At 62.9% G+C, this 19960-nt stretch carries 16 protein-coding genes and 4 tRNA genes; 11 read left to right on the top strand and 9 right to left on the bottom strand.

Annotation, left to right across the window (positions count from 1 at the left end):
- Positions 1-46: 46 nt before the first annotated feature.
- The 4 genes from M5B42_RS02095 to M5B42_RS02110 all read right to left on the bottom strand — a co-directional run bounded on the left by M5B42_RS02095 (position 47) and on the right by M5B42_RS02110 (position 4444).
- The gene (locus M5B42_RS02095) at positions 47-1873 is read right to left on the bottom strand and encodes a glycoside hydrolase family 15 protein (protein ID WP_248744892.1); all 1827 of its coding nucleotides are present in this window, start codon (positions 1871-1873) and stop codon (positions 47-49) included.
- A 106-nt stretch (positions 1874-1979) separates the two neighbouring features.
- Positions 1980-2375: an SH3 domain-containing protein gene (locus M5B42_RS02100; protein ID WP_248744893.1), complete on the bottom strand. Its 396-nt coding sequence runs from the start codon at positions 2373-2375 to the stop codon at positions 1980-1982.
- Positions 2376-2437: 62 nt separating this feature from the next.
- Positions 2438-3382 (bottom strand): 2-hydroxyacid dehydrogenase, encoded by a 945-nt coding sequence (locus tag M5B42_RS02105; protein WP_248744894.1) that lies wholly within the window; start codon positions 3380-3382, stop codon positions 2438-2440.
- Positions 3383-3445: 63 nt separating this feature from the next.
- Positions 3446-4444, bottom strand: a complete 999-nt coding sequence (locus tag M5B42_RS02110) for a helix-turn-helix domain-containing protein (protein ID WP_248744895.1) — start codon at positions 4442-4444, stop codon at positions 3446-3448.
- 131 nt (positions 4445-4575) lie between these two features.
- On the opposite strand from M5B42_RS02110, the gene M5B42_RS02115 reads away from it, so the two are divergent.
- A complete protein-coding gene (locus tag M5B42_RS02115) occupies positions 4576-5124 on the top strand; it encodes a cysteine hydrolase family protein (protein ID WP_248744896.1) in 549 nt (182 codons plus the stop codon).
- Between the two features lie 54 nt (positions 5125-5178).
- Here M5B42_RS02115 and M5B42_RS02120 read toward each other — a convergent pair whose 3' ends face one another.
- Positions 5179-6603: an aldehyde dehydrogenase family protein gene (locus M5B42_RS02120; RefSeq protein ID WP_248744897.1), complete on the bottom strand. Its 1425-nt coding sequence runs from the start codon at positions 6601-6603 to the stop codon at positions 5179-5181.
- Positions 6604-6706: 103 nt separating this feature from the next.
- Here M5B42_RS02120 and M5B42_RS02125 point away from each other — a divergent pair, with 103 nt between their 5' ends.
- Positions 6707-7606, top strand: coding sequence for a LysR family transcriptional regulator (locus M5B42_RS02125; RefSeq protein WP_152737388.1), 900 nt, complete (start codon positions 6707-6709; stop codon positions 7604-7606).
- A gap of 127 nt (positions 7607-7733) precedes the next feature.
- Here the strand turns inward: M5B42_RS02125 and M5B42_RS02130 are convergent, their stop codons facing one another.
- Complete coding sequence (locus tag M5B42_RS02130) at positions 7734-9224, bottom strand: MDR family MFS transporter (protein ID WP_177102602.1); 1491 nt, start codon at positions 9222-9224, stop codon at positions 7734-7736.
- 49 nt (positions 9225-9273) lie between these two features.
- Positions 9274-10320 (bottom strand): HlyD family secretion protein, encoded by a 1047-nt coding sequence (locus M5B42_RS02135; protein ID WP_248744898.1) that lies wholly within the window; start codon positions 10318-10320, stop codon positions 9274-9276.
- 228 nt (positions 10321-10548) lie between these two features.
- Between M5B42_RS02135 and gltX the strand changes: the two genes are divergently transcribed.
- From gltX to M5B42_RS02180, 9 genes are all read left to right on the top strand, one after another.
- Positions 10549-12030: a glutamate--tRNA ligase gene (gene gltX, locus M5B42_RS02140; protein ID WP_100942997.1), complete on the top strand. Its 1482-nt coding sequence runs from the start codon at positions 10549-10551 to the stop codon at positions 12028-12030.
- A 236-nt stretch (positions 12031-12266) separates the two neighbouring features.
- A tRNA-Ala gene (locus M5B42_RS02145) sits at positions 12267-12342 on the top strand.
- A 79-nt stretch (positions 12343-12421) separates the two neighbouring features.
- Positions 12422-12497: transfer RNA gene (locus M5B42_RS02150), tRNA-Glu, on the top strand.
- 57 nt (positions 12498-12554) lie between these two features.
- Positions 12555-12630 (top strand) — tRNA-Ala (locus M5B42_RS02155).
- 76 nt (positions 12631-12706) lie between these two features.
- Positions 12707-12782: transfer RNA gene (locus tag M5B42_RS02160), tRNA-Glu, on the top strand.
- Between the two features lie 192 nt (positions 12783-12974).
- Positions 12975-13514, top strand: coding sequence for a TetR/AcrR family transcriptional regulator (locus tag M5B42_RS02165; RefSeq protein ID WP_248744899.1), 540 nt, complete (start codon positions 12975-12977; stop codon positions 13512-13514).
- A 50-nt stretch (positions 13515-13564) separates the two neighbouring features.
- Positions 13565-13999, top strand: a complete 435-nt coding sequence (locus M5B42_RS02170) for a thioesterase family protein (RefSeq protein ID WP_152737391.1) — start codon at positions 13565-13567, stop codon at positions 13997-13999.
- A gap of 92 nt (positions 14000-14091) precedes the next feature.
- A complete protein-coding gene (locus M5B42_RS02175; RefSeq protein ID WP_152737392.1) occupies positions 14092-15051 on the top strand; it encodes a tRNA-dihydrouridine synthase in 960 nt (319 codons plus the stop codon).
- Between the two features lie 111 nt (positions 15052-15162).
- The gene (locus tag M5B42_RS02180; protein WP_103497622.1) at positions 15163-15612 is read left to right on the top strand and encodes an Hsp20 family protein; all 450 of its coding nucleotides are present in this window, start codon (positions 15163-15165) and stop codon (positions 15610-15612) included.
- Between the two features lie 55 nt (positions 15613-15667).
- Here the strand turns inward: M5B42_RS02180 and M5B42_RS02185 are convergent, their stop codons facing one another.
- On the bottom strand, positions 15668-18943 hold the full coding sequence (locus tag M5B42_RS02185) for a PAS domain S-box protein (RefSeq protein ID WP_248744900.1): 3276 nt from the start codon (positions 18941-18943) through the stop codon (positions 15668-15670).
- Between the two features lie 69 nt (positions 18944-19012).
- Complete coding sequence (locus M5B42_RS02190; RefSeq protein WP_248744901.1) at positions 19013-19903, bottom strand: LysR family transcriptional regulator; 891 nt, start codon at positions 19901-19903, stop codon at positions 19013-19015.
- Between the last annotated feature and the right edge of the window lie 57 nt (positions 19904-19960).

A 19960-nucleotide genomic window follows, 5' to 3' on the forward strand; every position in this document is an offset into this window, starting at 1 on the left:
CTGCCGTGTTCTGAATCCAGCGCCCTGACGCCTGTCGATCGCGACCTCAGGGTTGCCACGGCGTGACATCGCCGCTGAGTCTGCGGTCAAGGAAACATGCCGCGCTGATCAGCGCCAGGTGGGTCAGCGCCTGCGGGGTATTGCCCATGTGCCGGGCCTGCGGGTCGAACTCCTCGGCGTAGAGTCCCAGCGGGTTGGCGTAACGCAGCAGTTGCTCGAACTCCAGATGCGCCTGCTCCACGCGTCCGGCCCGGGCCAGGCACTCGACGTACCAGAACGAGCAGGCGGCGAAGGCACCTTCGCTGCCCGGCAAGCCGTCGATGGGGTGATCGTCGTTGCGATAGCGATAGACCATGCCGTCGCGCACCAGGCTTTTCTGGATCGCCTCCAGGGTCGCCAGCCAGCGCGGATCGGTGGCGCCGACAAAGCGCACCAGTGGCATCAGCAGCATCGAGCCGTCGAGGCCGGTGCCGCCGATATGCTGGACGAAATGTCCACGTTCGGCGTTCCAGAAGTTGCTCCAGATATCGGCGTGGATCGCCTGGCGAGTCTGGTCCCAGCGGGCGAACGGGGCCGGCAGCGAGCGCTTGGAGGCCAGGCGAATGGCGCGGTCCAGGGCGACCCAGCACATCAGCCGCGAGTGCAGGAAGTGGTGTTTCTCGCCGCGCATTTCCCAGATCCCGACATCGGTCTGGTTCCAGGTGTCGCAGACCTGATCGACAATCTGGCCGACATGCAACCAGCCTTCATGGGAAATCGCCTCGCCGTATTTGTTGGTCAGGTACACCGCGTCCAGCAACTCGCCGAAGATATCCAGCTGGACCTGCTCGTAGGCCTGGTTGCCGATACGCACCGGACGGGCATTACCGTGGCCGGACAGGTGCGTCAGCTCGGTTTCCGGCAGTTCCTGGGTGCCATCGATGGCGTAGAGAATGTTCAGCTTCAACGGCTGATCGCTGCAATCGCCGACCCGTCCGCGCAACCAGCGCATGAAACCGTTGGCTTCCTCGACATAACCCAGGCGCATAAAGGCGTAGATGGTGAAGGAGGCGTCGCGGATCCAGGTATAGCGATAGTCCCAGTTGCGCTGGCCGCCGGGGCTTTCCGGCAGGCCGAAGGTAACGGCGGCGAGGATCGCGCCGTGCTTGCGCGAGGTCAGCAGCTTGAGGGCCAGGGCCGAGCGGTTGACCGCCTCGCGCCAGCGCCCGCGATAGTTCGAGCGTCCGAGCCAATGGCGCCAGAAGGTCAGGGTGCGTTGCAGGGCGAGGTCACTGCTGCCGACCTTGATGCGTGGATCGTCGACCGCACCGAGAAGGAATTCGGCGTTCTGTTGCTGTTCCAGGGTGAAGCTGGCGACGGCGGCCTGCTGGTCCAGTTGCAGCGGCTGATCGGAGCACAGGCGCAGGCTGGGCAGGCCCGGCGCCTCGAAGCACACATAGTCGCCGTCGAGACGGGCACGGGTCGCGGCGCGGGCATAGTCATGGCGCACGGCGCAACGCACATGGAAGGTGGCCCGGCCGCTGATCACCCGGACCCGACGGATCAGCATCGGCAGGTCGTTTTCATCATCGCTGACCGGCAGCAGATCGGTGATTTCCACCACCGCGCTGGCGCTCAGCCAGCGGGTTTGCAGGACATTGGTGTCCGGCAGGTAGATCTGTTCGCGACGGGCATCGGGCAGGTCCGGGGCCAGTTGGAAAATCCCGGCGTCGGGGCTGTCGAGCAAGGCGCAGAAGATCGAGGGGCTGTCGAAAGCCGGCCAGCAGAAAAAGTCGACGCTGCCGCGGTCGTTGACCAGCGCGGCGCTACTCATGTCGCCAATGACGCCATGGGCCTCGATCGCGCTCTGGGGTTCGTTGGAAAGATCAGGCATGGCCGCGAAACTCCGGGTAGAGAGGCCTGCCGCTGTCAGCGCAGGCCTTTGAATGCACTTATTGAGCTGACTGGCATTCCTCGGCGGAGTTCAGGCGGGCAGGCGCTTATTGCTCCGGGGTGTCTTCGGGCGCCGGGTCACCGCCGTAGTGCTGGCCCAGTTCGACGCGCTTTTCCTCGACCCAGCCGCTGAAGTCATCGCCGTTCTTGGCGATGTACATGACCTGGGCCCAGCCGTCCTCGGTGCTGGCGTACACCGTGAGGCCGTCGCCAGGCACGACGAAGACCTTCTTGGTGATGCAGGCACTGTTGGGCGCGCTGTGAAAGTAGACCCGGCCTTGGCCGATAACCTTGCCTTCGACGGGTGGGCGGTAGCTGCCGGCTTCGGCGTTGGCCTTTTCATGCAGGGCATCGCAATCGACCGGTGCCTCGGCGGCGAAGGTCGAGGGCGAGAGGCCCAGCAGCAGGCAGGCAAAGGGCAGCAGGCGGGCGGTGCGTTCCATGCGGGAGGTGTCCATCAGGCGTGTGGGAAGGTGGTGATCATAATGGTTTGGCACGTTGGCCGTCAGCCGGGAAGGGCAATCGGCGTGAGTACCGGCTTGCCGGAAAAATACGCCAGCAGGTTTTCGGCCACCAGCGCTACCGTGGCTTCGGAGGCTTCCGGCGACAGACCGGCCACGTGGGGTGTCAGCACCACGTTGCCCAGGCTCTTGAGGACTTCAGGCACATTCGGTTCGTCGTCGAACACATCCAGTGCCGCACCGGCGAGGCGACCTTGCTGGAGGGCGGCCACCAGGTCGGCGGTCACCACCACGCTGGCGCGTGCAATGTTGACCAGGAACCCTTGCGGGCCGAGGGCTTCAAGAGCCTGTCGGCCGATCAGGCCGTCGGTGCCGACACCGCCTGGGGTGGCGATGATCAGGTAGTCCGAGGCCAGCGCCAGTTCGGTGGTCGTGGCGCAATAGTGGTAATCGATATCCATGCGCGGTCGCCGGTTGTGATAGCTCACCGTCATGCCGAAACCCAGGGCCGCGCGCTGGGCAATCGCCTGGCCCACCGCGCCCATGCCGAGGATGCCCAGGCGCTTGCCGCCCAGGGACGGGCGCATCAGCTTGCGCCACTCGCCACGGCGCACCGAGGCATCGGCGCGGGGAATATCGCGCACCAGCGACAGCAACAGGGCCATGGCATGGTCGGCCACGGACGAGGCGTTGGCACCGGCACCGTTGGTCACGACGATGCCCCGTTGCGCGGCGGCGTGCAGGTCGACCTTTTCATAGCCGGCACCGATCACGCAGATGATTTCGAGTTTGGGCAGGGCGGCGATTTCCTCGGCGAACAGTCCCAGCGGGCCGCGGGTGAGCACGGCATTGATGCGTTCGCCCTGCTCGGCGATGGCCTGCGCGCGCAGGGTTTGGGTCGGCGCCAGGATCAGTTCGAAGCCGTGCTTCTGGATGATTGGCAGGTAGTCGTCGACGGTTTCCACGAGTACCAGCAGCACCTTGCTCATGTGTTTCTCCGGGCCGTTTCAATAAGAGTGACCGGTAGGACATCGCCCTGCCGGTGGTTGAGCTCAGGTCGCCCTGACGCCGTAGCGACCTCGGTAATCACTGGGCGAGAAGCCGGTGATTTTCTTGAAGGTCGAACGGAACGCACCGGGGTCCTGGTAACCCACGGTCCAGGCGATATGGTCGACGGTGCCGTTGGTGAATTCAAGCATTTCCCGCGCCTTGCCAACCCGCAGGTGCTGGCAGTACTCCGTCGGACGCAGGCCGGTGGCGGCGCGAAAGCGGCGCAGGAAGGTGCGCTCCTCCAGGCCGGCCTTGTCGGCCATGGCATTTACGCTCACCTCCAGGGCGCCGCTGCTTTGCAGCCAGTGCTGGACCTTGAGGATCGCGGCGTCGCCGTGGCCCAGGATCGGCGCAAAGTTGCCGGCGCATTCGCTGTTGTCACGGTGTTCGATCAGCAGGTAGCGCGCGGTGCGCGTGGCGATCCCCGGCCCCAGCAGCCGTTCGACCAGGCGCATGCCCAGTTCGGCCCAGGCCATCAGCCCGGCGGTGGTGATCAGGTCGCCGTCGTCGATGATCGGCTTGTCGGTGTCGAGGCGTATCTGCGGGTAGAGCGCGGCAAAGGCCTTGGCCGAATTCCAGTGGGTGGTGGCGGGGCGTTGGTCGAGCAGGCCGGTCTGCGCCAGCACGAAGGCGCCCATGCACACGGAACCGATGATCGCTCCGTGGCTATGTTGTTCGCGGACCCAGGCGGCACTGAGTTGCAGGGCGGCGGGCGAGGGCGTATCGCCCAGCGAAGGGGGAATGACCACGGCGACCGGATGGCCGTCCATGCCCGGCTGGCTGTCGTAGATCCGTTCGAGGGACTCGCCCGTGGCGCCGGTGGCCCAATGGCTGACACGCAGCCGCCGGGCCGCATCGCCGTGTTCGGCGACCATGCGATTGGCCACGCTGAACAGGTCGGTCAGGCCGTGGACGGCGGCGGTCTGCGCGCCGGGATAGAGGAGCAGGCCGATCTCGGCCACGGCGTTGTCGGTTGGCGTGGCGCGGTCGATGGCGGCCATGGGCGCGTCCATTGTCAGTTTTCCCCTCGAAAGTGTCGGTCCGGCCAATCCCCGGAACACCGTGGGAACTGGATACTTGATCCGGTAAGGCAAAGCAACCGAACGCTGCACCACTAATCGAGGAAGATGATATGTCCGTACAAGCGCTGATCCTGGTGGATATCCAGAATGACTATTTCCCAGGCGGAAAGTGGACCCTGAGCGGCGCCGATGCGGCGGCCGACAAGGCCGCCGCGATTCTGGCCGCGGCGCGTGAGGCGGGTGACCTGGTGGTGCATGTCCGCCATGAGTTCGCTGGCGCCGATGCGCCGTTCTTTGTGCCGGGTTCCGAAGGGGCGCGGCTGCACGCCAAGGTCCTCAATCGCGCCGACGAGCAGGTGATACTCAAGCATTTCGTCAACTCGTTTCGCGACACCGAACTGAGCGCGGTGCTGGAGCGCAATGAGATCAAGGAACTGGTGGTGGTCGGCAGCATGAGCCACCTGTGCATCGACGCCATCACCCGCGCGGCGGCTGACCAGGGCTACATGGTCACGGTGATCCACGATGCCTGTGCTTCACGGGACCTGGAGTTCAACGGCCTGACGGTGCCGGCGGCCCATGTGCACGGGGCGTTTATGGCCTCCCTGGCGTTCGGTTATGCCACGGTGGTTTCCGCCGAGCAGTGGCTGGCGCGCTGAGCCGTCACGGATGGACGCGACTCCCCGGCAGGCAGCGGCCTGCCGGGGAGTCGATTATTGAGTTCCCCCCAGAATCGATTTCGGTTCGAGGAACGCCTCGAGCCCGAAGCTCCCGTATTCCCGGCCGATTCCCGACTGCTTGAAGCCGCCGAAAGGCGCCGCCGGCTCGTGGGCCAGGGTGTTGATCAGCACGCGTCCGGCCTCGAGGCGGTCGGCGACCTGGCGGGCCCGTTCGACATTGGCGGACATCACATAGGCCTGCAGGCCGTAGGGTGTGTCATTGGCGATGCGGATGGCTTCTTCCTGGTCGCGGTAGGTGATGATCGACAGCACCGGGCCAAAGATTTCCTCGCGGGCGAGGGTCATTTCATTGGTCACGCCGCTGAATACCGTCGGGCGCACGAACCAACCTCTGTCCACGCCCTGGGGCAGGCCTTCGCCGCCGACCAGCAGGCGGGCGCCGTCGTCGATGCCGATGCGGATATAACGTTGCACCCGCTGCCATTGTTTTTCGCTGACCATCGGCCCGACGGTGGTCTGTGGATCAAGGGGATCACCGGCCTTGACCACGTCGATGGCCTGGATTACGGCGGCTTCGACTTCGAACAGACGCTCCTCCGGCACCAGTATCCGGGTCCCGGCGATGCACGCCTGGCCGCTGTTCATGAAACCGGCCTGCAAGGCCAGGGGAATGGCCTGGCTCAGATCGGCATCGTCGAGGATCACCACCGGCGATTTGCCGCCCAGTTCCAGAGTGACGCGCTTCAAGGTCTCGGCAGCGCTGCGCAGTATGCTTTTACCCACCAGGGTGGAGCCGGTGAAGGAGATCTTCGCGATATCCGGGTGGCTGCTGATCGTGGCGCCGACGGTTTCACCGCGACCGGTGACGATATTGAACAGCCCCGCTGGCAGGTCGGCCTCGTGCAGGGCCTCGGTGACGATACGGGTCTGGATCGCGCTCATCTCGCTGGGCTTGATCACCGCGGTACAACCGGCGGCCAGGGCGGCGGCAAGCTTGCCGCAGATAAAACCGGCGTCGTTGTTCCAGGGGGTGATCAGGCCGGCCACGCCGAGGGGCTGCATGATCACCTCGGCGGTTCCGGCGCGGCGCTTGAAGTCGTACTTTTCGAGGACCTTCGCCGCTTCCAGAAAGACGCTGGCGGCATGCTGGGCCATCCAGCGCGAGCGGGAAGCGGGGGCGCCGTATTCCTCGATGATGGCGTCGTTGAGCGGGTCTTCCCGGGCGACAATGGCGGCGTGCATGCGCTGCAACATGGCCAGGCGTTCGGCCTTGGTGGTGCGGGAGAAGGCTGGGAACGCGGCCTTGGCGGCGGCAATCGCGGCATGGGCATCCTGCTCGTCCGCCAGGCGCACCTGGCCGATGACCTGGCCGGTGGCGGGGTTGAACAGGTCGAACAGTTCCTCGCCGTGGGGCGTGACAAAGGCGCCATTGATATAGATATGGTCGATGCGTTGCATGGCTGCTCCGAGGTGTGCGTCTGTGGTGTGAGTCAGGATAAGCGGCTAGGATTAGCCTGATAAGCCGGACGAAGCGGCATGGGTTAATGAGTGATTTGGGATAATGCGCACATCAGGCCTGACAGAGTTGGAAGCGGTACTGGCCGTGGCCCGGCACCGGAGTTTCCGGGCGGCGGCGGCCGAGCTGGAGGTCTCGACCTCGGCCTTGAGCCATGCGGTGTCGGCGTTGGAGAGCCGGATCGGGGCGCGGCTGTTCAACCGTACAACCCGTAGCGTGGCGTTGTCCGAGGCGGGGGCGCAGTTTGTCGAGAGCATTTCGCCGGCCATGTCGACCATTCGCGCGGCCATGGAACAGGCGGGCAGTCACGCCGGTATTCCCGCCGGTACCTTGCGGATCAATACCGCCGTGGGCGCGGCGAAGCAGGCGATGCCGTTGTTTGTCGAATACATGCGCCGCTACCCGCAGATGAACGTGGATATCGTCACCGAGGGCAAGCTGATCGATATCGTGGTCGAGGGCTTCGATGCCGGGATTCGCCTGCACGACAGCGTGCCCCAGGACATGATCGCCATTCCATTGGGCTTGCCGTTGCGTTTGTTGGTAATGGGCAGCCCGGAGTATTTCTCGCGCCATCCGGTGCCGCAGACGCCGACCGATCTGCTCAAGCATCGGTGTATTCGCTTGCGCTTGCCGAGTGGACGGATCTACCACTGGGAGTTCGAGCGCCATGGCGAGACCCATACGGTGGATGTCCAGGGCGTATTGACCCTGGATGAATCGACCCTGGTGCTGGAGGCGGCGCGGGCGGGGTTGGGGCTGGTGTATGCGACACAGTGGAACGCGGCGGCGGACCTGGCGGCGGGCACGCTGGTGTCGGTACTGGAAGACTGGACACCACCGTTTGACGGCTTGTCGCTGTATTACCCGGGGCGGCGGCATGTGCCGGCGGGGTTGCGGGCGTTGATCGAGTTGATTCGCGAGCGCAATGCTCAAGGGCTTTGAGAGGTGCGTTGTTCGCTCGGGCCTCTTCGCGGGCAAGCCCTGCTCCTACAAAGTTATGTCGTACGCAGTTTTTGTGTTCGACGCAAAACTGTAGGAGCAGGGCTTGCCCGCGAAGGCGTCATCAGGATCAATGCGCTTCCCCAGCCTTGATCCCCGCCGGCAGCGCCTTGGTCAACAGCACCGCCAACATGCTGATCCCCAGGGCGATCCCGACAAAATGGAAGGCGTCGTTATAGGCCATGATCGATGCCTGCTGATGGGTGATCTCGCTCAGCTTGCCCAACGCCGCGCCGTCGCTGCCAAGCTTCTCCGAAAGCATCGTCAGGCGTTCCGCCACCTGCGGATTACCCGGCACGATCGCCTCGCGCAAATAGTCGAAATAGACCTTGGTCCGCGCATCCAGCAAGGTCGCCAGCAAAGCGATGCCAATGGCCCCGCCGAGGTTGCGCAGGATATTGAACAGGCTCGACGCCGACCCCGCGTCCTGGGGCAGGATATAGGCGGTAGCGATCAGCGAAATGGTCACCATGATCAGCGGCTGGCCCAGCGCCCGGATAATCTGGATCTGGTTGAACTGCGGGCCGGCAAAGTCCGGGTTGAGTACCCCGGAGGAAAAACTCGCCAGCCCGAACAGGCCGAAACCCAGGGTACAGAGCAGCTTCGGCGAGATGAATTTCATCAGCTTGGGCACCAGCGGAATCAGGAACAACTGCGGCACCCCCATCCACATGATCACTTCGCCGATCTGCAGGGCGTTGTAGTTCTGGATCTGCGCCAGGTACAGCGGCAGCAGGTAGATCGAGCCATACAGCCCCACGCCCATGCCCAGGCTGGCAATGCTGGACAGGCCGAAGTTGCGGTTCTGCAGGATGCGCAGGTTGATCAGCGGATTGGCCTTGGACAGTTGCAGGATCACGAAGGTGATCAGGCTCAGCAGGGCGATACTGCCCAGGGTCACGATCAGGTCCGATTCCAGCCAGTCCTTGCGGTGGCCTTCTTCGAGGAACACCTGCAGGCACCCCAGGCCGATGCCGAGGCTGACGATCCCGGCATAGTCGGTGCTCTTGAGCAGTTCCCAATGGGACTCCTTCTTTTCCAGGCCGTAGAGCAGGCCGCCGATCATGATCAGGCCGGGCGGGATGTTGATGTAGAAAATGTACTGCCAGCCCCAGTTCTCCGTAAGCCAGCCGCCTATGGTCGGTCCGATGGACGGGGCGAAGGTGGCGGTCATGGCGAACATGGCCATGCCCTTGGCACGGTGGTGGTCCGGCAGCTTGATCAGGGTCAGGGTGAACGCCAGGGGAATCAGCGCACCGCCGGTGAAACCCTGCATGGCGCGGAACACGATCATGCTTTCCAGGCTCCAGGCCATGGAACAGAGCAGCGACGAACCGAGGAAACCCAGGGAGACCCAGACCGCCAGCCGCCGCGCCGAGAGCAATTGCACCAGCCAGGCGGTGAGGGGAATCATGATGATTTCCGCCACCAGGTAGGAGGTGGAAATCCACGAACCTTCTTCCAGGGTCGCCGACAGGGCGCCCTGGATATCCTTGAGCGAAGAGTTGGTGATCTGGATATCGAGCACCGCCATAAAGGCGCCGAGCATCACGCTCATCACCGCGATCCAGTCCCGGCGGGTCGGTTCGCCCAGCGGTCGGATCAGTTGATCACCGGCCATGCTGGGTGTCGCGCAGATCGACCTTGACGGTGACCGACATGCCCGGACGGATCTTGCCCTGCAACGGATTGTCGGCGGCAAAGGTCAGCTTGACCGGAATGCGTTGCACCACCTTGGTGAAGTTGCCGGTGGCGTTGTCCGGCGGCAGCAGGCTGAACTGCGCGCCGGAAGCGGCGAACAGGCTCTCGACCTGGCCCTGGATCGGCGTGTCCTCATAGGCATCGAAGGTCAGCGTCGCGTGCTGGCCCGGCTGCATATGGCCGATCTGGGTTTCCTTGAAGTTGGCCTGGATCCAGATGTCCTGGTCCGGGACGATGGACAGCAGGTAGGCACCAGCCTGCACATACTGGCCATTGCGCGCCGCGCGCTGGCCGACCAGGCCGCTGATGGGTGCATGGATCTCGCTGCGGGTCAGGTTCAGCTCGGCCTGGGCCAGGTCGGCGCGGGCATTGGCGATCTGGGCGTCGAGGCGCTTGAGCTCGGCACTCAGGGCCGTGACCTGCTGGCGTTGGCCTTGCAGGTCAGCCTGGGCCTTGGCCACTTGCGAGCGGGCGATATGGTTGTCGGCGGAGAGCGTGGTGACCCGCTCTTCCGAGACGTAGCCGGGTTTGCGCAGGGTCTGCGCACGGTTCAGGTCGAGTTGCGAGCGGCCGAGGCTGGCCTGGCTGGCCGCGACCTGGGCATCGGCGGAGGCGATCAGGCTGGCTTGCTGGGTCAGCTTGCTCTGGGCCTGCACCCGTTCGGCCTCGCGGGTGGCGAGGACGGCATTGGCGCGGTCGATGGCCAGTTGGAAGTCAGCGCCTTCGAGCCGGACCAGCAACTGGCCTTTCTCCACATGCTGGTTGTCCGCCACCAGCACTTCGTCAATGCGTGCGCCCAATTGGCTGGAGACCCGGGTGATTTCGCCCTGGACATAAGCGTTATCGGTGCTTTCATAAAAGCGTCCCCTGAAAAACCACTGGACGAAAAAGCCCAGGGCAATCATCAGGACCAGGAACAGGAAAATAAACAGTCGACGCTTGAGTTGGGAGGGCATGGGCAGCAACACATCAATGTGTAAGTGAATTTTACGGTAGACGAATCTGGCACAGCAGGATTAATGGGTAAATGCCAGTAACCGAGAAAGCCCGGCTTTCGGGGCCTGGAGCCATTTTTAGACCGAAGCTTGGCTTATATGCCCTCGGCCGGATGCCCTGTACTGGAGCCCGGACGGCTGTGCCTGTTACCATTCGCCCTTTGTTTTATCTCCACTTCGAGACCGCCCATGACCACCGTTCGCACGCGCATCGCGCCATCGCCCACCGGCGATCCCCACGTCGGCACCGCCTACATCGCTCTGTTCAACTACTGCTTTGCCAAGCAGCACGGCGGTGAGTTCATCCTGCGGATCGAAGACACCGACCAGTTGCGCTCGACCCGCGAGTCCGAACAGCAGATTTTCGATGCCCTCAACTGGCTGGGTATCACCTGGGCCGAAGGCCCGGATGTCGGCGGTCCCCACGGTCCGTACCGGCAGAGCGAGCGTAGCGAGATCTACAAGAAATACACCCAGCAACTGGTGGACATGGGCCACGCCTTCCCGTGCTTCTGCACCGCCGAAGAGCTGGACCAGATGCGTGCCGAGCAGATGGCTCGCGGCGAGACCCCGCGCTATGACGGTCGTGCGCTGTTGTTGTCGAAAGAGGAAGTGGCCCGGCGCCTGGCTGCTGGCGAGCCCCATGTGATCCGCATGAAAGTACCGAGCGAAGGCGTCTGCGTGGTGCCGGACATGCTCCGTGGCGATGTCGAGATCCCGTGGGATCGCATGGACATGCAGGTGCTGATGAAGACTGACGGTCTGCCGACCTACTTCCTGGCCAACGTGGTCGACGACCATCTGATGGGCATCACCCACGTGCTGCGCGGCGAAGAGTGGCTGCCGTCGGCACCGAAGCTGATCCTGCTCTACGAATACTTCGGTTGGGAACAGCCGCAGCTGTGCTACATGCCGCTGTTGCGCAACCCGGACAAGAGCAAGCTGTCCAAGCGCAAGAACCCGACTTCGGTGACCTTCTACGAGCGCATGGGCTTTATGCCTGAAGCCATGCTCAACTACCTGGGACGCATGGGTTGGTCGATGCCCGACGAGCGCGAGAAGTTCTCCCTGGAGGAAATGGTCGAGCATTTCGACCTGTCCCGCGTTTCCCTGGGCGGGCCGATCTTCGATATCGAGAAGCTGTCCTGGCTCAATGGCCAGTGGCTGCGCGACCTGCCGGTGGAAGAATTCGCCAGCCGGGTGCAGAACTGGGCGCTGAACCCCGAGTACCTGATGAAGATCGCACCGCTGGTCCAGGGCCGGGTCGAGACCTTCAGCCAGGTCGCGCCGCTGGCGAACTTCTTCTTCGCCGGCAGCCTGCCGCTGGACGCCAAGCTGTTCGAGCACAAGAAACTCTCGGCCGACGACGTGCGCAAGTTGATGCAGTTGATCCTGTGGAAGCTGGAAAGCTTGCGCCAGTGGGAAAAGGACAGCATCACCGCGACCATCCAGGCGGTGGTCGACTCCCTGGAGTTGAAGCTGCGCGATGCCATGCCGCTGATGTTCGCCTCGATCACCGGGCAGGCCAGTTCGGTGTCGGTGCTCGATGCGATGGAAATCCTCGGGCCGGACCTTACGCGTTTCCGTCTGCGCCAGGCCCTGGATTTGCTGGGCGGGGTGTCGAAGAAAGAAAACAAGGAATGGGAAAAGCTGCTGGGCGCGATTGGCTGATCAGCGACAGGGGCGGCCCTGAGGGCGTCAAAAGCTTCGCGGGCAAGCCAAGCTGTTACGGGTTCTGAGTGCCTACGGGGTTGTAGAGGATTCCACAGTAGGTGGTATTCCCCCCGGTTTTACCGGGGCAGGGCGGTAAGTGGTTGTTATGCCGACAAAAAATTTTCAAAAAGTTTGAAAATAAGTTTGACAGCTCCCCGATACGCCCTTAAGATTCGCCCCGTCCTCACCGATGAGGGGCTATAGCTCAGCTGGGAGAGCGCTTGCATGGCATGCAAGAGGTCGACGGTTCGATCCCGTCTAGCTCCACCAATTTACACTTCAAGGCCTGGCCACACCGGTCTTGAAGCGATCAGCACTCAGCGTTGATCAGTTGTATAGAAGGGTTTGCGTCCCCTTCGTCTAGTGGCCTAGGACACCGCCCTTTCACGGCGGTAACAGGGGTTCGAGTCCCCTAGGGGACGCCAGTTTTACAGAAGCGATGTTGCAGGTTGATGTCGTTCCGCCTCCGAGGCGAAAAATCCGGGGCTATAGCTCAGCTGGGAGAGCGCTTGCATGGCATGCAAGAGGTCGACGGTTCGATCCCGTCTAGCTCCACCAATTTACACTTCAAGGTCTGGCCACACCGGCCTTGAAGCGATCGGCACTCAGCGCCGATCATGTTAGAAGGGTTTGTGTCCCCTTCGTCTAGTGGCCTAGGACACCGCCCTTTCACGGCGGTAACAGGGGTTCGAGTCCCCTAGGGGACGCCACGATTGCCCGCTCTGCGGGATTTTATAAGGGTCATTCAATTATTGAATGACCCTTTTGTTTGTCTGGCGTTTGGCCCTTTGCTCCCTGCAATCCATTTTTTAATACCCATAGCTCGGACCAGCGGTCAAAATAAAGTCTTGCGGAAAAATATTATGCGAATAATATTTTCTGTGTGATGTCTGGAGGTGGCAATGAACGACAAGAAAGCTCAAACCCGCGAGCGCATCCTGCAGGCGGCCAGTAACGCCCTGATCCAGCGCGGTCCGGTGGAGCCGAGTGTCAGTGAAGTGATGGGCGCCGCCGGGTTGACCGTGGGTGGGTTCTACGCGCACTTCGAGAGCAAGGACGCGTTGATGCTGGAGGCGTTCAAGCAATTGCTCGCCCAGCGCCGGGCGAAGATGGGCGAGGTCGACAGCCAGTTGCCGGGCGAGGAGCGGCGTGCCCTGTTCGCGGCCTTCTATCTGTCGCGCAAGCACCGTGATGCGGTCCAGCAAGCCTGTCCGATCCCGTCGATCGTCGGTGAGATGTGTAATCTGCCGGAGTGTTTTCGCGAAGCCCTGAACGAGCATGTGGAACTGATGGTCGCGCAGTTGGCGTCCAGCCCCGAGGACACCGACAAGGCCCTGGCCGATATCGCCCTGATGGTCGGTGGTCTGGCCGTGGCCCGGGCGCTGGGGCCTGGCGAATTGTCCGACCGAATCCTGCGGGCGGCCAAAACGGCGGTGATCTGAGGGTTGTTCCGTTACACTGCCCGGGTCTTTGATTTGACCGGGAGCGGTACATGAGTTGGGATCTGGCGACACCCTTCATCCTCGATTTGCAGGTGGCCGACGAGGATATCGACGGTCTCGGGCACGCCAACAACGCGGTGTATGTCAGCTGGCTGGAACGCTGCGCCTGGCGTCACTCGCAGCGCCTGGGCCTGGACCTGACCGAGTATCGGCGCCTGGATCGGGCCATGGCCGTGGTCCGACATGAAATCGACTACCTGGCCGCCGCCTACGAAGGCGACGAGTTGCAACTGGCGACCTGGATCGTCGACTGGGACCAGCGCCTGAAGATGACGCGGCGTTTCCAGCTGGTCCGTCCCCGCGACAACCTGACCCTGTTGCGCGCGCAAACCACCTTTGTCTGCATCGAGCTGTCCAGCGGCAAGCCCAAGCGCATGCCGGCGGAATTTATCGAGGGCTACGGGCCGGCGCTGCAGTCGGTCTGAGGGCGTACCGGTTTGTGCCGGAACCCCGTAAACTGCCGCACTTTTTCGCCGGTCGCTTTTTTTCATGACCGCTTTTTCCGATGAGAGTACCCATGCAAATTGCCCTGGCACCCATGGAGGGGTTGGTCGACAACATCCTGCGTGATGTGCTGACCCGCGTTGGCGGTATCGACTGGTGTGTCACCGAGTTTATCCGGATCAATGACTCGCTGTTGACGCCTGCCTACTACCACAAGTTCGCCCCCGAACTGCTGACCGACGCCCGCACGGCGGCGGGTGTGCCGTTGCGGGTGCAACTGCTGGGTTCCGATCCGGTGTGCCTGGCGGAAAACGCGGCCCTGGCCTGCGAGCTGGGGTCGCAGGTGATCGACCTGAATTTCGGTTGCCCGGCCAAGACCGTGAACAAGTCCCGGGGCGGGGCGGTGCTGCTCAAGGAGCCGGAGTTGCTCAACGCCATTGTCGAGCAGGTGCGGCGCGCGGTGCCGGCGCATATCCCGGTGACGGCGAAGATGCGCCTGGGTTTCGACAGCCCGGATGGGGCGTTGGTCTGCGGTACGGCCCTGGCTGAAGGTGGCGCATCGCAGATCGTGGTGCACGCCCGGACCAAGGTCGATGGCTACAAGCCGCCGGCCCATTGGGAATGGGTGGCGCGGGTGCAGGAAGTGGTCAAGGTGCCGGTGTTCGCCAATGGTGATATCTGGTCGGTGGACGACTGGCGGCGCTGCCGTGAGATCAGCGGTGCCGAGGACATCATGCTCGGTCGCGGCCTGGTCTCGCGTCCGGACCTGGCTCGGCAGATCGCCGCGGCGCGGGCCGGCGAAGAAGTCGTGGAGATGACCTGGGCCGAGCTGCTGCCGCTGTTGCGTGACTTCTGGGTGCAGGCAGAGGCGCAGCTGACGCCACGCCAGGCGCCGGGTCGTTTGAAGCAGTGGCTGGCGATGTTGACGCGCAATTATCCGGAGGCGGTGGAGCTGTTCACTCACCTGCGCCGTGAGACCGATTGCGCGGCGGTCGGGCGCCTGTTGAATGTGCCGTTGCCTGAAGCGGCCTGAAAATTTTCACGACAATCTCTTGAAATGCCTGGGCGAGTTCCTATCTAGGGAGTACGCGATGCCGAATTCGGGTCGCGGACTAAACCACTCGCTGAATTTCAGGAGATTGACATGACTACCGCATTTTCGCTGGCTCCGCTGTTCCGTTCTTCCATCGGTTTCGATCGTTTCAACGATCTGTTCGAGACCGCACTGCGCAACGAACCGGGCAGCAGCTATCCACCCTACAACGTTGAAAAGCATGGTGATGACGAGTACCGCATCGTCGTGGCCGCCGCCGGTTTCCAGGAAGAAGACCTGGAACTGCAGGTCGAGAAAGGCGTACTGACCGTCAGTGGCGGCAAACGTGACGCCCTGGCTGAAAACGTCAGCTACCTGCATCAGGGCATCGCCCAGCGTGCGTTCAAACTGTCCTTCCGCCTGGCCGACCATATCGAGGTCAAGGCCGCCGGCCTGAGCAACGGTCTGTTGAATATCGACCTGCTGCGGGTCGTGCCGGAAGAGGCCAAGCCAAAGCGCATTGCCATTAATGCAGGGCAAAAGCCGGCACTGCAGCACTAAGCGCCAGTCCGCTGAAAAAGAACCCCGCCACGGCGGGGTTCTTTGTTTGGTGCACTCAGATCAGGAGCTTTTTGAACTCCTCCAAAGGCAGCGGCCGACTGTGCAGGTAACCCTGGTACAGATGGCAACCCAAGCCTTCCAGGAACACCAGTTGCTCCGGCAACTCCACCCCCTCGGCAATCACCGTCAGCCCCAGGCTGCGGGCCATGGCGACAATGGCACGGATGATTTCCGCGTCGTTGGGATCGTGGGTCGCGTCGCGCACGAACGACTGGTCGATCTTCAGGGCATCCACCGGCAGGCGCTTGAGGTAGGTCAGCGACGAATAGCCGGTGCCGAAATCATCCATGGCAAAACTGACACCGAGCTTGTTCAGGCGGCGCATCTTGCTGATGGTGTCCTCCAGGTTCTGGATCACGATGCCCTCGGTAATTTCCAGTTTCAGCATCGAGGACGGGATGTTGTAGCGGGTCAGTGTACGTTCCACCCGTTCGACGAAATCGGTCTGGCGGAACTGCCGCGGGCTGATATTCACGCACAGGCTGAAGGCATGAGTGATCAGGCCGTCGCCCAGCAATAAGCCAAAGGCCTCGCAGGCGTGGTCAAGAATCCAGGTGCCGACTTCAAGGATCAGCCCGCTGTCTTCCAGGACCTTGATGAACTCGGTCGGCGATTGCGCGCCGAGTTCCGGGTGGTGCCAGCGCACCAGGGCTTCGGCGCCGATGATGCTGTTGTCGCGGGCGTCCACCTGGGGCTGGAAATGCACGCTGAATTCACCCCGGGAAAGCGCCTGGCGCAGGTCGTTTTCCATGCGCAGGCGCTCGCTGGCGGCTTTCTGCATGGTGCTGTGGAACAGCTGGGTGATGTTGCGACCGGAATCCTTGGCCCGGTACAGCGCGATATCGGCGCGCTTGAGCAGGTCGGCGGGGGTGGTGCCGTGATCGGGAATCAGCGCCACGCCGATGCTGGGGGTCACTTGCAGGCGCTGGCCGTCGAGGAACATCGGTTCGGCCAGCAGCTCGCGAATGGTGTCCGCCAGCTCGCGGACTTTGTGCGTGACCTCGCTACGTGAGCCGTCCAGGCCGCTGAGCAGTACCACGAACTCGTCGCCGCCGAGGCGCGCCACGGTGTCCTCGGTGCGCACGCTGGCCTCAAGGCGAGCGGTCACCACTTTGAGCACGGTGTCGCCCACCGGGTGGCCGAGGGAATCGTTGATATGCTTGAAGTGGTCCAGGTCGAGGAACAACAGGGCGCCGCGCAGGTTGTGGCGCTTGAGCAGGGCGATCTGCTGGCTCAGGCGGTCCATCAGCAGGGCGCGGTTGGGCAGGTTGGTCAGCGGGTCGTGATAGGCCAGGTGGCGGATCTGCGCCTGGGCGTTCTTCAATTGGCTGATATCCCGGGCCGTCAGCAGCAGGCACGCGGTTTCATTGAGGATGATGGGTTCGACCGACACCTCGACCGTGAGCACGTCGCCGCGTTTGTTGCGCCCGAGCATGTCGCGGTGCGGGACATGGCCCTTTTCCTTCAGCTCCGCCAGCAGGGCGCTGCGCTGCTTGTGATCGGCCCAGACACCGATTTCATACACCGTTCTGCCGATGACTTCGCCGCTGGTGTAGCCGGTCAGCCGGCAGAAGCCGTCGTTGACCTCCAGGTAGCGGCCGCTGTCGCGCTCGGTAATGGTGATGGCGTCGGGGCTGGAGTGGAAGGCCTTGGCGAATTTCTCCTCGCTGGCCTTGAGCGCTGCCTCGGCCCGCTGTTGCTGGGTGATGTCGCGCAAGGTGGTGACGATGCACGGTTGTCCCTCGACCACGATCTGCCGACTGGCGATCACGCAGGTCAGGGCGTGGCCACGCTTGTGGTGAACGATCACCGCCACATTGTTCAGGGCCTGGTCGCGGATCACCTGCTGGATGCGTTGCAGGCGCTTGGCCGAGTCGTCCCACAGGCCGATCTGCTCGGCACTGCGATTGCGCACTTCATCGATGTTCCAGCCGAACACCTGGGTGAAGGCCGGGTTGATCTCGATGAACTGCCCGGTTTCGTGACGGGTGACGCAGATCGGGTCGGGGCTGGCCTGGAACAGGCTGGCGAATTTCTCTTCCGAGGCCACCAGGCGCTGTTCGCGCTCCACCTGTTCGGTGATATCCAGCAGTGTGCCGGCCATGCGCAATGGGTTGCCCTGCTCGTCGCGGTAGAGGCGGGCGCGGCTTTCCAGGTAGCGCGAGGTACCGTTTTCCAACTGTACCCGATAGGTCAGTTGATAGCTGCCTTCCGGACCTTCGCGCAAGCTGCGGTACGCGTTGCGCATGCTTTCGCGTTCGCTGGCGGGCACGCCGTCGAAAAACGCGTCGAAGGATTCATGGAACGGCTGTGGCTCCAAGCCGTGCAACTGCGCGGCGCGCGCCGAGCCATAGAGCATGCCGCTGGGGATATGCCAGTCCCAGGTGCCCAGTTGCGCCGAGTCCAGGGCCAGGTCGAGACGGTCCTGGCTGTCCTTGAGGGCCAGCTCGGCATTCTTGCGTTCGGTGGTGTCGAGAAAGGTGCTCAGCAGATAGGCCTGGCCTTCCAGTTCGACCCTTTGGGCACAGAGGATGCCATCATGAATTTTGCCGTTGCTGGCGCGAAACTGCACCTCCTGGCTGACTGACTCGCCGCGGATGTTGATCGATTTGACCAGGCGCTCGCGTTCTTCGGGATTGACCCAGAGTCCGATCTCCACGGTAGTCCGTCCGATCACCTGGAGCGCCGGCCAGCCGAACAGGCTTTCGAAGTACTGGTTGGCCTCGCTGATCAGGCCGTCTTCCTCGCGGGTCAGCAGCACCATGTTGGGGCATAGATGAAACAGGGTGGCGAAGCGCTTTTCCGAACTGCTGAGGGCATGTTCGCGCTGGCGCTGGTGGGTGATTTCGCGGATGACGCCGATCATTCGCGGCTTGCCGTTCTTGTCCGGCAACAGGCTGCCATTGATTTCCAGCCAGTGCAGGCTGCCGTCGGGCCAGAGGATGCGGTGATGCATGGCCTGTTCGACGGGCTCGCCTTCCAGTACCGCGTGGAAGGCCCGCAGGGTGCGCGCGCGGTCCTCGACCGGCAGCAGGTCGAGGTAGTCCATGTCCTTGGGCAATGGCTGGTGCGGATCGAAGCCGAACAGCGCCTGGGTGCCACGGGACCAACTGACCTGGCCGCTTTCAATATCCCAGCACCAGGCTCCGAGGCGCGCGCCATTGAGGGCCGCCAGCAGTTGCGTGGCGCTTTCCCAGCTCTGTTCCGACACCTGGGGGTCGAGTGCATGAATGCGTGGCAGGGGTGGAATACGGCTGGCGTACTTGGGCATTTACAGCTGTCCTTGGTATGAAAGGAACGTTGTGCCGCAAAAAGCTGTTTGGAATAAAGCAGGCTTGCCTTATGCGGTCAATCCTGGCTTGTCACCCTGTGCATCCAATAAAGCCATGAACGCCCGGGCGGCATTCGACAGAGTCCGTTCCGTGTGCAGGATATAGCCTAGCTGGCGAGTCAGTTGTATGCCCGGTAAAGGAATGCGTGCCACCTGGTCATCGAGCATGGTTCGCGGCAGGACGCTCCAGGCCAGGCCGATGGAGACCATCATCTTGATGGTTTCCAGATAATTGGTACTCATGGCGATGTTCGGCGTCAGGCCCTGGGCTTCGAACAGGCGCTGGACGATATGGTGGGTAAAGGTATTGCCCCCTGGGAAGACCGCCGGGTGATGGGCGATGTCCTTGAGACTGACCGGGCCGTGGCTGACCAGCGGATGCTCGAGGGCGACGACGAAATCCAGCGGGTCGTCCCACACCGGCACGGCGCGTACCAGGCTGTGGGGTTCCGGGGCCAGGGTGATGACTGCCAGTTCGGCGCGGCCGTGAAGAATTTCCTCGTAGGCGATTTCCGAATCGAGGAACTGAATATCCAGTGCCACCTGTGGGTAGCGTCGGGTAAAGGCCCGCAGCAGGGGTGGCAGGCGGTGCAGGCCGATATGATGGCTGGTGGCCAGAGTCAGCCGGCCGCTGACTTCGCCGGTCAGGTTGGTCAGTGCCCGGCGGGTATCGTCCAGTACATTGAGAATCTGGTAGGCGCGCGGCAGCAGGGCCCGGCCGGCCTCGGTCAGGCCGATTTCGCGGCCCAGGCGGTCGAACAGGCGGACATTGAGTTGTTGTTCGAGGCCGGCGATGCGCTTGCTGATGGCCGGCTGTGTCAGGTGCAGGCGCTCGCCCGCGCCGGAAAAGCTGCCGGTCTCGGCGATGGCGATAAAGGCGTTGAGGTTGGCCAGGTCCATTCTAGTATTCCACTTGGTTATCCAAAGCATAAAAAATATGAATTTGAGTTATTCACT

This window comes from Pseudomonas sp. MWU12-2037, assembly GCF_023242345.1.
Taxonomy (GTDB): Bacteria; Pseudomonadota; Gammaproteobacteria; order Pseudomonadales; family Pseudomonadaceae; genus Aquipseudomonas; species Aquipseudomonas gingeri_D.